The sequence below is a fragment of the Ktedonobacter racemifer DSM 44963 genome (assembly GCF_000178855.1).
In the GTDB taxonomy this organism is placed as follows: Bacteria; Chloroflexota; Ktedonobacteria; order Ktedonobacterales; family Ktedonobacteraceae; genus Ktedonobacter; species Ktedonobacter racemifer.
On the sequence record NZ_ADVG01000003.1, the window covers coordinates 2,058,961 to 2,072,848 of the forward strand.

Sequence of the window (13,888 nt, forward strand, 5' to 3'; positions counted from 1 at the left end):
GGTCTGGCTCACAGTGATTGTATTACACTTCAAACATTGAGCACATCACTAAATCTTTGCAGAATATATAGCGATGTGCTCATATAAGGTTGACCTGGCTAAAAAGTTAGCTGATTGGTGATTTTTGGCAACCCTGATCACTTCCAGCGTTTCTGTACTTGTCCTTAAGTAGTTTTTACTTCTCCTATCAAAATAGGAGGGAGAGGGTTAACTGATGTTGTTTATATTGGCTAACCCTAAGCGACATTCTTTGCTTGGACATGTAAAGAAAAGCGGGATGTCAGCATTGTTAGCAATAGTTTGGAAGGTCGGAAACTCTCGTAGAAGAAACCCAAATTTAGGATATATATCCAGGTCGGGTTTATCCACGGCATTTTGCATATGAGCACAATTACAATGATGTACAACTAAGCCGTTTCTTGCTAGGCGTAAGCTTGCTATTAACGCATTTGGTAGCTTACAATGCTGCTGGAAATCGGCGGGGTTGTTTAGACGATAACTTGCCAGTGCCCTGAGGTTTTCAATTTGAAATGCCATGAAAGCGCCTCCCTGTATAACTATCTCAAACGTTAATAGCTGAAGATTACACTAAAGCGATACATCAAGCTGCTCATGTGAGAGCACAATAAGATGGTTACGTGCACGGGAACTTCCAATATAGAGCAAGGTTTCTATGTTTGGGGCATAGTCGGGTTCCAATTCGACCAAGATGACGACAGGACTTTCCAGACCTTTATACTGGTGAATAGTTGTGTAGAATATTTCGCCGCTAGCCCAGGTAGGAGTTGAAACCAGGCGAAAATTCCCCAGCATCCCCATATGTGTCAGTGCTGAATGTTGTGGGGCTCGTGGAGTGAGGATGACGATATCCTCGGCAGCAACCTGCTCTTCTTGGACGAGATGATGGATTGTACGTCGAAGCAATTTCTTTAGTTGATCATTACCCGAGTAGCGTTCGATGACGACTTCCCGACCCTGTGGGGTATCAGAGGTAATGAGACTGTCTGCATCGTAGAATTGGAGCGCAAAGTTGTGGATGTGGCGCGTATTGCGACAGTTTTTCGAGAGAGGGAATGGGGCCTGTTGTAGCGGAAGGTAGCGTTGATCCTCTTGATAAAGCTTCTGGTTATTGTCATAGAAAATATAGAAAATGCCGTTATCAGGATCATGGAGCAGGTATTGGAGTGCGAGTTCCCACTCCTCGCGAAAATCCTGCCCTTCATCGATAACGATCGCGTCAACGCGCCAATCTACACGATCTATTGCCTCAAAAAGCAATGAGGGTAGCGTGGTATTGTAGTAATCCTGTGAAGGCGATTGCAGCGCTTTTTCATTGAGTAAGCCAGCCTCTTTGGCGAGGTGACTGCAAAGGCCGTGAAAGTGGTGGACATGGATATTGGGATAGTCATTGACACTCTCACGTAAATAAGCTGCCAGGTTGTAGTTATAGCAGGTGAGAAGGACAGAGAAGCCTTGTTGATGCAGTTTTTTTGCTTTCTCAACTGCCATGAGTGTCTTCCCTGATCCAGCGCATCCGCTAATGGCAACACGTCGATGGTGGCGTAGGAAATCCAGGAGTTGAAACTGTTCCTGCGTCAAGCGTAGAAACTCCTCTTCCTCATCTTCAAACTCGGAACTGAGTAGCGGTTTTAGGTAAAGAGAAGGGCTCAGCACATTTTTTACTTCTCTGGCGCCAAACTGGCCTGGAGTGCCACTATCCTGATTCTGCCCACTCCAGTAGTGGAAAACGTCATGTAGCCATGCTTCAAGGTTTCTGGTCTGCCCTTTATCTAGAATAATTGTGCGAGGGGCGTCGGGTCGCAGCATATGATGGGATTGGCTGATATCGACGTCTGGAAAGGCGACCGCGTGCCCAATATTAATCCGATGGGAAGACCAGTATGGCTGTTCCTTCAGAACCTGAAGTAGGTGGTATTTGCTGGTTTTTGCTTGCTCGAAGGGGTCATGGATCACGTATTCATTGCTAAACCATTGCCCTGATTCCCCTACATAGCGAATATGGCCGCCTTTGACTTCGAGCACAAGCAGCCCGATGTCGGGATGCAGAAGGACAAAGTCTGCCTCTCCATCCCGTGCGCCATATTTGACGTTGCGTGCCTGCCAGGGAACACTGTGGAATACCAGCCAATCATCAGAGAGTTGGGTACGAAAGAGCTCATAGAGCCTTCGCTCAGCTGGACTTTTCGTGTCAGACCGCATTGGAGATGGAATCATATGCGCCATTCGTCGTGTCCTTTCTATTTCCCCGCGCTTGTGAGTAATTGAGTCAGGAAGGTAAGTGCTTCCCCTCGCTTTAACTCATCGTGATACGCCTGGTTCCGGTAGTTGCGCAGGCATTCATAGCAGCTGGTTTCTGGCCCACAGCAGGCATGTTCGACCCGCGCCAGTGAAGCTTTGAAAACGGCTTCAATCTCTTCATCAATGCGTTTGACGTGACCTGCGCCACCAGGCACATTATCGAAGAGCATAAGAGAGGCAGGATTGTCTTTAGTTGGGAAATAGAGCGTTCCATCCAGATCGTCACGGCGGATGTTGAGAGCCTGAGATGCTCCCTCGAGCAATGTGTAGAGGAGTGAGCGCCAGAGCGTCTTTTCGTTTGAGCGAGCCAGGTAGCCATGAAAACGGATCTCAACGACATCTGTCATAAACTCATGGCCTAAGTGATGGGTGTGGATGAGACCTCCACATACTTTTCCTGTACGCGGGTTGTAATGTTCTCTCGATCTTCCTGGCTTGCGAGCCCGTACCGCAGAAATGACGGGAGGAGCCTTTTCCGCGAAACCACACTCCTGGCAAATACGGAAGCCACGGCGTTCTGGCCCCTCATTGACCAGGGCAAGTTTGCCAAAGCGCGAGTAATAGGTTGAAACCTGCACATCTGCGCTTGAGAGTGCTTCGACAACTTCGTAGGTAGGCTGTGTCGAGCCGTTATCTACGGTTGTGTATTCGGTGAAATAGATGCGCGAACTATAGAGCCGTTGTGGACGTGCCTCACCTGTTGAACGCGTTGAATTGCGAGCCGCGACAAAACCGAACTCTGGCCTGACGAACGTCCTGGGTGGATTTTTAAAGGGATTGCCACAAGAGCAAACATTCCCCAGGCTGACATGCTCATCCATCTTCACTTGTAAGAAGCGGTTGCATGCGGGGCAGATGGCATACTGGTACGCGGGCCAGGTGCGCCCAGGCATTTTATAGAGCCCACCGCCGACCCAGATGTGCTTGGCGGCGACCACTTCGGCTCCTGGAGCATATTCGGAGAGTGCGATACGTAGGTCGCGTTCAAGTTGCACCACTCGAGCCGTATCATCGGCAATATGATCAGTTTTTAGCGCAACGATATCGGTGGGGAAGCCATATTTTGGCAAAAGATTGCGTGAAGCCATAAAGCCAAGAAGTGAGCGGCCACGAATTGTGCGAATCATCTGCTGGTAGTTCCGGGCCTCTCTAAAATCGCGCTTTTGGGAAGCCTCATCCATCCAAAGGTTATATTCATCGAGATCATAGGTAATTTCAGTGTGGACGCGTTGGAGCAGGTCAAGCAATCCATCCTCATCAGGTGTATGAAACCAGCCCCAGGTGTCCATATGGACCAAGTCGTGCATCTCGGCGGGGACGATACGTCGCAGCGCTTCTTGTACATGTTGCGGGTAGGCTTGTGCGTAGACCTGAAGCAAGTCAGTACCGTTTTTTATATTGTTTTCTTCTGGCTGGAAAAATGCTCCGACTGTGTTAAAGGTACGCTGTTCGCTATCGTGTATAAACCGGAAGAATGCCGCCAGGAGCACAGCCTGCATATGACGACGAATGATCTTTTCATTGGCGAGCACGATCCGTGGCGGGCTGATATGGCCGGCAACAATGCGCTCCGGATGGCTGTAGTGAGTAAGATCATGTGAGCGGCGCTGAGCATAGGTCAGTATGAAGGCTGCCGAATCGGTTCGACGGCCAGCCCGACCAGCGCGCTGTACATAGTTTGCTGTTGTTGGCGGGACATTGCGCATCAGGACTGCTTGTAGTTCGCCAACATCTACACCCAACTCAAATGTCGTTGAGCAACTGAGGACATTGACCTCACCATTGATGAAGCGTTCTTGGATCTTACCAGCTTCATCACTGGTCCACTGTGCCGTATGTTCCAGGGCAGAAAGGGGAAGAGGCTGCATATTGAGATAGAGGACGCTGCGGTAATGGTCCTCCTCGGCGTGTATTTGCTCGGCCTGGTAGGTTTCTAGTGTTCCCCGACAGCCAAGTGTCGGGCAGATGCCCTTGAGCGAACTCGCTGTGATCGTGCGGCAGACATTGCAACGATAGACTGTCTGATCGTGAATGAGTGGCACTAACTCCCAGAATTCATGATTGAGACGATATACGACGCCGCTTTTAGGGTGCCTACTACTCAGGATATAATCGCGCCAGATGAGAGAGCGTGGTTCAACAAACTGGAGCCAGATCTCCTTGAGGAGTTTTATCCCTTCCTGTCTACGCTGTTCTGGAGAAAGCTCAGGCGCACATCTGACGAGGATGCGCTCAAGAATATCGAGGCGACGATTGGTACGCTGAACAGGGATCCAACTCAAGATCCTATTTTTGCTGTCGGATTGTTCGCCACGGACATAGAATTCACTACTGCGCGGAGCGAAGTGCTCGCTGGAAGGGTCAACATCTTCCAGATACGTAGTGACACTCTGCTGACGGAGTGTGTCTAACAGGAGTGTATATAAGAGCCAGGCTTCGTCATTGGAAAGATTCCAAGGGGCGGTCTGTAAGCTGATTGGTGCCTTCCAACGGTCCGGGCGAACCAAGCGGAACTGCAATAAGCCAACACCCTCTAAACTCAGACGACGGTCAAGGGCAATGAGTTCTTGCATCAGCCAGGTTTTGACGAGGAGTTGACGCTCATTGCGGCCCTGGCGACTGGTAAACATACCAGCCTGATCAGCCTCTTTCAGAACATATTTGACCATATCTTGCAGACGAAGTGCTTCTTCATCAGGGTGATGGTGCGCGAGAAGCGCCTTAAAGATGAGGCGACGATGCAGTACCTGGTTGTATGTTCTCTCAAGGTAGGGCGCAAAGAAAGCAGCATCCTGTCGACTGTCAGAGAAAACAAGAAGTTTACGGCCTTCTCCTGGAAGGTCAACTGCATCGGGGTCTGGTGAGGAAGGCAATTGCTGATAGAGGGCAGTCGCCATAACGCTGGCGGGAGCGTCCTGGCCTGTTAAGAAACGGTAAATGACGCCGCCAGTACTGCGTGCGCCACACTGAATGCACTTGCGAGGTTCTGTCTCTTTGGACTGACCCCCAAACTGCGAGGTGGTTAGCTCGAGAAAAGAAATACAAGAGCCCCCGCAAGAACACTGCGTTTGTGCGGTGTTTGTAAGCTTGCCACATTGAGGGCAAAATGCGTAGATTTTCTCACTCTCTGCCGCATTGTCCACGTCCTCTCCCACAGCAGTGATTTCATCTTCATCTACCTGAAGTATCTGTTGATTGAGCAGAAACCAGCCCGCTTTGTGTGAGACATCTTGCGCGGTCGTAGCCAGTTGATGAAACTGATAGGTGCGTGTTTTTTCTGCTTTATTGTGTTGATGCTCATCCCTTGAGGCAAGCCGCCCAACAGTGTAGGTTGCACCGCAACGGGCACAGGCTGCTAATTCGATGGCCCAGCCCTGACATTCAGGGCATGTCTCATGTCGACTGAGAAAAAGATGGGGTTGATGATCGCTATGCCCCTGTATATTGAGACAGGCAAAGACTCCTTCCAGGGCTCGTGCGAAGGCGTGATAGCGTGCCGGAAGTAGCGAAAAACTTATTGGCTCAGGACGAGCGCGTACTGCCAGGTCGACTAGTGTTACCAGGTGTTGCTCTGCCTGAGGATCACCAGGGAAGATGTGATGGGCGATATCACCAAGCAAGCGTGGTTGCGTGCCCAACTGATTCTGTAGATCATGAATATGCTGATCACCGCGCAGTAGTCCATAGAGGAATGCATTGATAGCATGCTGGGTTTGCTCATGCTCTGACGTTGCGTGCGTATCAGACTCCCATTGCTTTGTCGCATAGTACTGAGCTTCATGCACAGCTGTTTGTTCAGTAAAAAAGGGCGCGGTGGCCGTGGTGAGTGTTTCAAGAAGTGAAGAGAGGTGAAGCGGTGGGGTATCAACGCTTTCGGATATCGAAAGGGCTGCGATAGTCTGTTTTAGAGCATAATAGAGTGTGGGTGTTCCGCCTCCCCAGGCACTACCGAGCTCGGCCAGAGAAATACGTGTTGCCTCAATGACATCCTGCCGTTTGGGATCGGTTGGATGCCATTCAAAGGTCTCACCAAAGAGGTTAGAGGCGAAGTTCGCCGCGGCTACAAAATCGCTCCTCCCTTTGCCGAGGGTTGCGCTGGTAGCTATGCAGCGCAGACGATCAGGCTCGCTCTGGACCACTCGATCCTTCAGGCGGCGTAGAAGCATCGCGATTTCGATACCGCTTGCTCCATCATAAATATGAGCCTCGTCCAGAACCAGAAATCGCCAGTGCTTACCGCTCTCCCCATCGAAGAATTCGCAGTCCTCGGGGCGAAGAAGCAAGTATTCAAGCATTGCGTAGTTAGTAAGCAGGATATGTGGTGGGGCATTGCGCATCCTGGTGCGGCTAATAATCTCATTTGGTAGGAGTTGCTCTGAGGGAAACTGCTGATAGAAGCGTTCCTCAGCGTCCTTTTCTGCCTCTTCGGTTTCACCTGTGTAGCGTCCAAAGGTAATGGAGGGATAATTGGCGAGAACACGCCGTAGACGACGTAGCTGATCGTTTGCTAACGCGTTCATCGGGTACAGAAGGAGTGCGCGTACACCGGGTTGACGTAGTGTGCCCTGTTCCTCTTCCTGTAAGAGGTGATTGAGGATGGGAAGCAGGAATGCTTCTGTTTTACCAGAGCCTGTGCCAGTAGCAACGATAAGGTTGCGTTGGTGATTGGCTATATGGGTGATAGCCTGATCCTGGTGAAGATAAAGAGGGCGCTTGATAGGTAAAGCATCACTGCCAAGCTTGCGAAAAGAAGGATGAAGAATATCCGCGTCGATCAATTCATTGATGCTACGACCGTGCTGGAATGGTGGCGCAGCTTCGAGCATAGGCCCTTTCACTAGGAGGTCTGGTTGTGCAATTTCGGTATGAAAGGCCTTTTGCAGCGAAATATCTTGAAATGGATAGATAGTTTTTAGGTAGCGCAAATATGTCTGCCGAATGGTATCCATTGCCTCGATTGGATTCAGGGTTGCCATGAATGAAGCACTCCTCTTGTCACTAGTTATATAGCTAATTTCTAGATTGCCAGAAGATCATTCAATTGTAATCTATAAGCATCTATTTTTAGCTGGCGCAATGCCTTTTCTTCTATCTGGCGCACTCTTTCTCGCGTCACATTGAGCATAGAGCCAATCTCTTCTAGCTTGTGGATTTTCCCATCTTCTAGTCCAAATCGTAATGAAATGACTCTACGCTGGCGTTCGGTCAGATTCTGCATCAATTGAGATACTGCTTCTTTATCCGCATAATTGTTGATGTTTTCTTGTGGGTCAGAGCGTGGCTGCTCAATCATTTCTCCTAATGTCGTCTCTTGTTCAGCGCCAATAGGAGCATCGAGTGATAATATTTGCTGCCGGAGCACTAGATATTCTTGAACTTTGTCGATGTCTAGATTTTGGTGTTTTGCCAGCTCTTCGAGCGTTGGCTCTCGTCCCAACTGCAATTCAAGGTCTCTTTGGCCTCTGTGTAATTGGTGTAGTTTTTCTACCAAATAGACAGGAAGCCGGATTGTCCTTGATTGCTCTGCCAAACTGCGTGTTATTGCCTGCCTAATCCACCAGGTTGCATAAGTTGAAAACCGATAGCCTTTATCTGTATCAAATTTCTCACATGCTCTAATAAGGCCAAGGTTTCCTTCTTGAATGAGATCTTCTAGTTGACGGCCCACGCGTGCATATTTCTTTGCAACACTGATAACCAAGCGTAAATTATGTTCGATCAGTTTCTCTCTTGCAATCTTCCCTTGTTGGATGCGTACATGGATGTAGCTACTTGCTTCTCCTCTCTTTTCAAGCTCTTCTTTTGCCTGCTGTCCAAATTTGATCTGATGAGCCAGCTTTTTTTCCTGTTCAGCGTTGAGGAGAGGAAACTGTGTGATTTCTCGGAAATATTGCCGCAAGCTGTCCACGACGACCTCATAGAGACTTTCATATATCTGGTCGAAGTCGTCATCTACTTCCGATGACCATTCCTCGTTTTGGTAGTCAATTATGGTTATGGATGCATCCTGAAGAATTGATATTGCCTCACTCTGCTTTTCCTCATTTTGTAGCTCTGGTAGGACATTCAACAACTCTGAGAGAGGGATACTCTCCTGGGTATGAATGTGTTGTAGGAGAGTATCGACTCCCATTTGGGGGAATATTTTTGCAAGAAGCTCTTCAAATTGCCAGCGCTTTTTCATCTCTGCCGCACGACTGTAGCGAGAGAGATAGGCGAGTAGGTGAATTGGGAAATCCTGAAGGTAGTCACGAAATACTTCAAAGAAGGCATAACCTTCGTAAGGAAGTGTCGCGACGTGGCTTACCATAACCAGCAACGTTTCACACACTTTGTCAAAGTATTTCATACTCTTTTTGGGGAGCAGTTTCTGTTTCAAAAGATAGAGTAATCGTTGTTGATCGAATGGTGGTGGTGCCGCTAAAAGTTGTTCTAGTATTCCCTCAACAGTGTGTGGTGTATGCCTCAGATGCCTTTGACGTTCTACTTCTGTGCCAATGAACACATCCGCAATATCTGATGCGTCGCGGAATGGCCTGAGTACTGTATGTGAGGTGTGAGTGTTTTCTATGGCCATCTCTACGCGATATTTTCCTGGGGGAATTTCCTCAGCAGGTATTTGGAACTGATAGCATTCGCTTCGTAACCTGTCTGGAATGGCTTGCACCATGGGTGGCTCCCAAGGGCGCCAAAGCGACCATAGGCGGATCACACGTTGACGCAGTTCATGCCCCCCCTTCCAGGAGACATTGAGGATTCTGGAAGTATTCTTCAAGTGGTTTTCTAGTGCCAAGTGGTGCACGTTGAGTGTCTGGGTGATACTCGCTATCGATAAGCAGGGAGCACTAGCATGACCAGGAATACCTTCTAGCTCTAAGTCAATTGAGATGTATCCTTCCTGGCTTTGGCGAATACTATCAAGGGCTTCTGCCAGGCGAAATGTTAGCCTTGAAGCAGTTTTCCCTCGTGTATAAATGATCTGCGGAGGATGTTGCTTGCTATAGTGAACTAGAAGTTTCCCTTTGATGACGAGATTGAGTGGAGTGTGAGGGACAATTTCAACGAATATTTTGGGCCGGCTCAGCTGTTCCAGCTGCGCGAATGGAATAGACATAGTTTTCGTTTTCCACTCAAGCCTTGGTATTTGCTGACTGTCTTCGACAAGTGCCCAATGGAGCGTTGGAAAGGGAAGCGTGAGAGGAATCTTGTAGTGTTGTGGTAAAGAGCGTGGCTGTAATAAAAGCTCAAGGTAGTGTGCCTGGCGGTCCATTTCTATGTGGTAGTGATGATCTTGGGCTTGAATGATTTGTGTGGCACTCTGTCGACTCTCGATAGCAATTTTTGACGAGGTCTGAATGGTAATGACAGGAGCAGGGAATTGTCCAGTTTGTTGCGGGAGTCTAATGCTGTCAATTGTATTGGTCTTGATATCAAGTTTATGTAGGATCGCAAAGGTAAAGGTGATATCTCGTCCCAATGGACCTCGTAAAGAGAGGTCATAGATACGATCGTAGTTGAAATCGATTAGTTCACTCTCTTCAAGAGAACAGTAAATTGTATGATCTTGAAAAAAATATGAGAGCTCCTCTAAATTGATGCTTTGTGTCGAAGCAGTGTGCCGTGCCTTAAGCACTATACGCCAGCGGCGTATTTCCGCGCTGAGGTTGCTTTGAGGGGGAAACGGGATACGAAGTTTCGGTGCTGATCCGATAAAGATACGGGGTTCGCCCTTGTGAAAGGAAAGACCTTGTACTTCCTGACCTTCCAGATAGGGTTGAAATGCAGACCAATCGAGTTCAATAGGAATGCTTTCGTCTTCCAAGGTAATGGCATCTGCACTACTGAGATCCCATTCTTCAATGAAAAATTGACCATTAGCTCCTGCAAGGGATGGGAGTTGTTCATGTTGTTTCCCTCCCTTGATGCGCAAGGATGTGTTGTCGGGAAAAACAAGCCAGAGTGTCTTCGCTGGAAGTGTATGCCGAAGAGGAAGCAGTGTGCCGTAGTCAGCATCAAAGGCAAAGAAGGTGTTTGACGCACTCAGACTATGAAATTGCCAGGTACGCTTATTACCCAAAAATTCAAAGCTGATCTGATAATGAGCTGCGACATAGGGTAGCTCTATTTGCCAATTTTCTGTCTCCCAACGTTCATTTTTCCATTGTGGCGATAGGGTAACTTGTTCAATCTCTTCTTCATCAACCGTAACATACCAGGTGCAGGTATCAATTTTGTCAGAAAGGGTTAGGGTTTGGCTTGGGAGTTCAAGGAGAAGGACGCCACTCCAGGGGTCAAGTGAAATAATTGGACGTTGGAGCCGAGTCCGATTGCTATTCCGCTGGTGTTTTCGTTCTTTGACCCATTGCCCATAGGCAGTGACAACGCGTGTAGGCAGCCCTAGTTCTTCCAGAGAGGGGAATAATTCATTCTCTGCGTAATATTGGGCCATGTAAAGACTGCGCTCTACAAAGTCGGCAGCTAGCTTCCCGCCATATTGAAGGAAGCGTGTGATGGGTTTGTCAATACTACTTTGATGTTTTCTTCCCAACCAGTTTGCGATAATTTCAGCTCCATCTTCACCATAAATATGAGGACGTGAAAGAGCGGGTGCTAATACATATTCAAAGAAATCGTGGAGCGAGTAGGTGGGAATACCCCCATGAAGAAGGATGACTGATACGAATTTATGACCTTCTACGCCGGCAAAAGAGGAAAGGTTATGTTGATGAAGAAATTTTCTGAAGAAATCGCCCAGCAGGTGGGTATGATTGGGCGCTAATTCATATTCGTCGATAATATGCGACCAGTAATTTCCCTCCTGGTAGCTATAGACTCCTTGCATAACAAGATAGGTAGCAAGGCAGGCAGGATATTGTTTGATAAATGAACGTAGAACATAAGCCGGTTCTTGATGTTGGAATTGGTGTGTAATAAACCCACGAAATTGAGTTACCCACTCTTCTGGAATGTTTAATTCGCCGAGTATCTCAATATAGTGAAGCTTTTCGCTTAGTTCTTGTTCGCGTTGCTCCCATGTCAACATTGACGTAGCTCCTCATGAAGCGAGTAGCATCGCAGCAGCAGCAGCAGCATGCTAATATTGAAAGATATAGATAAAGACGGCAATATTTAATCTGAATATCTCGATCAAATGCTTGCCAAGAAGGAGCCAAGTCAGATAGAGGCGGTTTTATTATGTAGAAAGGTGATAGTAGTGCTAAGGAAAAGATAGGAAGTAAATTCCTTCTGGTATCGCATTGATGAGTATATGCATAATATTTCTTAAATTCAATATTGTCAAGAAGGAATAATTCCTAAATATTGTAATGATAAGTATACAAATTCATTTTCAATGTTAGAAACGGCTAGAGGTCAGTCGCTTAGGTTTTTCAGAAGCAAATGATAATTTAACGTTTAGACTAAATCGCATTGGAAGCGTTACGAAGCTCTTCTTTGAGGTGGAGATTAAATAATGCAAATCATTATATGTTACGAAGCCGCCTCTTAGGCTAATCCAGGCGATGGAGTTTCAACACTCATAAAACCGGTTGAGTGAGAAATACTCACCGCCTTATCAGAGAAGCGGCATCATGGAGAAAGGTTAGAAACGCTGGCGCGCTAGCCACGCTTCGATCGTTGGCTTGTGCTCATCGTAGTGCCCAAACGTATCACCCTTGGCGACCGTCCAGAGCGCGTTCCCTTTCATCCAAGCAAAGTGTCCTGGATCAAACAGATCTTCCTCGCTCAATGCCTCAGTCGCTGCCAGGATCTGCTGGTAGGAGGCATGAAAATCCTGTTTGACTTCCACCGGCGGGCGCGAACGGTTGGCAGCAAAGGTTGCATGATTGAACTGATCCACCTCCTCATCTGTTTTAATCGAAGGTGTGAGTTGCGGCTGTTCATTGCGCTGGGCTGCCTCAAGAATCTGAGCAGCGCGCCCTTGCCAGGTTGCTAGATGGACCAGGATATCTTTGAGCGACCAGTCGCCGCTCACACCTGACTCGGTCAACTGCGCTTCGCTGAGCGGGGCGAGGAATGCTTCAAAAGCCGTATAGCCACACTCCATCATTTCGAGCAGTTCAGCTTTATTTGTTGGGGGAGACATAGAGATCCTTTCGAATAACGCGAAATACCTGGGAAAGAGATGGAGGCAAGCGTGCCTCTCGTTGACGCTTCGATGACCGTTGACAAAGCTCCCTCTCTTGCGGAGGGCGGTCTCATCGAGTATTGTTCAGATTATCAAACAAGGGAAACATACTCTTTGAGAGACATTAACACAATACGGCAATTTCGTCACGACATCTATGACTGCTTTCTGCGTGCGAAGGATGCCCTGTTCAATACCGTTGACGCTTTCATGGCCGAAACACAGGCCAACTCGTTTCCAGAACGCTCGCAATCGCTCTGGTTTGAGCGTAAATGGCCGAGTTTGTACGAAGCATTTGCAGATGGGCTTATTGATGAGAAACGCTTGCGAGAGATCTTCACCTCTTATCTGGTGGGATCTAATCCAGGGGAACGGTTGTGGATCGGCATCGATGCGAGTAATATTGCCCGTCCAGAAGCGGTAACGTTGGCAGATCGAACGGCGCAACACGTGCATAATCTGCCGGAATGCAAGAAACCGATCACCTTCGGCTGGCAATTTTCGACTTTTCGTAAAAAGTACATGTAAGCATTTCCTATGCACTTCTATAACGGATATAGATGAGATATTAACAGCGAAACGGGCAGGAGTAAAGAACGAGGCCAAAACCATTCACCAGTTACTTCCGTGCCGAACGGCATATTTGGGCGTCACTATGTGTTATTGGACAGTAGTGAATGAATCCCATCATTGCCTTACTGGGGCGAGAAAGAGAGAAAAACCGATGGACGTATTTGAATCTGTTCGCACTGTGCTTGCCGTGCGACAATACCAGGAGAAGCCCATTCCTGAGGACGCGGTTCGGCAAATTGTTGAAGCGGGACACTTGACTGCCAGTAGTATGAACGGGCAGCCCTGGCACTTTATTGTGATTGAGGACCAGGAGATATTGGGTCAGCTTGCCACCCTCGCACGTTCTGGCCCCTATATCGCTCAGGCGCCTCTCGCGATTGTGGTAGGGATGGAGCAAAGCCCATTTGCCGTCTCCGATGCTAGCCGAGCAGTTCAATCTATGATCCTGACGGCGTGGGCGCGGGGCATTGGATCGAACTGGGTTGGCTTCAACAACCTCCAGGATGTGCGGCCTCTCCTCAACATCCCCGAGAACATCGAGATCCTGGCGATTGTCCCCTTCGGCTATCCTGCGACCTCGCTTGGGAAAGGACTGAAGAAGCGCAAACCGCTGGGCGAGGTTGTTCATCGCGGCCGCTGGAACCAGCCTTTCGAATAGAAATACGTCATGTTGGCGATCGGTTTATGGTTGCACCAGGCAGTGGAAAAAAAGACTCCACTGGATCGCTATAGTGGTACCGTTTGTCTGGATAAGTTCAGGCAAAGATAAAGCAGAATGGCAAGAAAGCCTCAAGGGAGATAGTTGCCATATCTCTTATCCATGAAGAAAGGGCACCAGTTACCATACAC

7 protein-coding genes are annotated in these 13,888 nt (G+C 48.3%); 2 read left to right on the forward strand and 5 right to left on the reverse strand.

Going from position 1 to position 13,888, the window contains the following annotated elements; genetic code table 11:
* Positions 1 to 207 precede the first annotated feature (207 nt).
* From KRAC_RS72160 to KRAC_RS37995, 5 genes are all read right to left on the reverse strand, one after another.
* Positions 208 to 537 carry a hypothetical protein gene (locus tag KRAC_RS72160; RefSeq protein ID WP_007916565.1) on the reverse strand — a complete coding sequence of 110 codons (330 nt, stop codon included), beginning with the start codon at positions 535 to 537 and terminating at the stop codon, positions 208 to 210.
* 51 nt (positions 538 to 588) lie between these two features.
* On the reverse strand, positions 589 to 2,235 hold the full coding sequence (locus KRAC_RS37980; RefSeq protein WP_169460987.1) for an NERD domain-containing protein: 1,647 nt from the start codon (positions 2,233 to 2,235) through the stop codon (positions 589 to 591).
* Between the two features lie 23 nt (positions 2,236 to 2,258).
* Positions 2,259 to 7,295, reverse strand: a complete 5,037-nt coding sequence (locus tag KRAC_RS37985; protein WP_007916568.1) for a DEAD/DEAH box helicase — start codon at positions 7,293 to 7,295, stop codon at positions 2,259 to 2,261.
* Positions 7,296 to 7,336: 41 nt separating this feature from the next.
* Positions 7,337 to 11,362 carry a sigma-70 family RNA polymerase sigma factor gene (locus tag KRAC_RS69520; protein ID WP_007916570.1) on the reverse strand — a complete coding sequence of 1,342 codons (4,026 nt, stop codon included), beginning with the start codon at positions 11,360 to 11,362 and terminating at the stop codon, positions 7,337 to 7,339.
* 558 nt (positions 11,363 to 11,920) lie between these two features.
* The gene (locus KRAC_RS37995) at positions 11,921 to 12,424 is read right to left on the reverse strand and encodes a ClbS/DfsB family four-helix bundle protein (RefSeq protein ID WP_007916571.1); all 504 of its coding nucleotides are present in this window, start codon (positions 12,422 to 12,424) and stop codon (positions 11,921 to 11,923) included.
* 51 nt (positions 12,425 to 12,475) lie between these two features.
* Between KRAC_RS37995 and KRAC_RS38000 the strand changes: the two genes are divergently transcribed.
* Both KRAC_RS38000 and KRAC_RS38005 read left to right on the forward strand, forming a co-directional pair.
* Positions 12,476 to 12,994: a hypothetical protein gene (locus KRAC_RS38000; protein ID WP_211221386.1), complete on the forward strand. Its 519-nt coding sequence runs from the start codon at positions 12,476 to 12,478 to the stop codon at positions 12,992 to 12,994.
* A 196-nt stretch (positions 12,995 to 13,190) separates the two neighbouring features.
* Positions 13,191 to 13,697, forward strand: a complete 507-nt coding sequence (locus KRAC_RS38005; protein WP_007916576.1) for a nitroreductase family protein — start codon at positions 13,191 to 13,193, stop codon at positions 13,695 to 13,697.
* The last annotated feature ends 191 nt before the right edge of the window (positions 13,698 to 13,888 follow it).

Coding starts and splice junctions, on each gene's coding strand:
- KRAC_RS37985 (WP_007916568.1), bottom strand. CDS start 7,295: ATGGCAACCCTGAATCCAATCGAGGCAATGGATACCATTCGGCAGACA.
- KRAC_RS38005 (WP_007916576.1), top strand. CDS start 13,191: ATGGACGTATTTGAATCTGTTCGCACTGTGCTTGCCGTGCGACAATAC.
- KRAC_RS69520 (WP_007916570.1), bottom strand. CDS start 11,362: ATGTTGACATGGGAGCAACGCGAACAAGAACTAAGCGAAAAGCTTCAC.
- KRAC_RS37980 (WP_169460987.1), bottom strand. CDS start 2,235: ATGATTCCATCTCCAATGCGGTCTGACACGAAAAGTCCAGCTGAGCGA.
- KRAC_RS72160 (WP_007916565.1), bottom strand. CDS start 537: ATGGCATTTCAAATTGAAAACCTCAGGGCACTGGCAAGTTATCGTCTA.
- KRAC_RS37995 (WP_007916571.1), bottom strand. CDS start 12,424: ATGTCTCCCCCAACAAATAAAGCTGAACTGCTCGAAATGATGGAGTGT.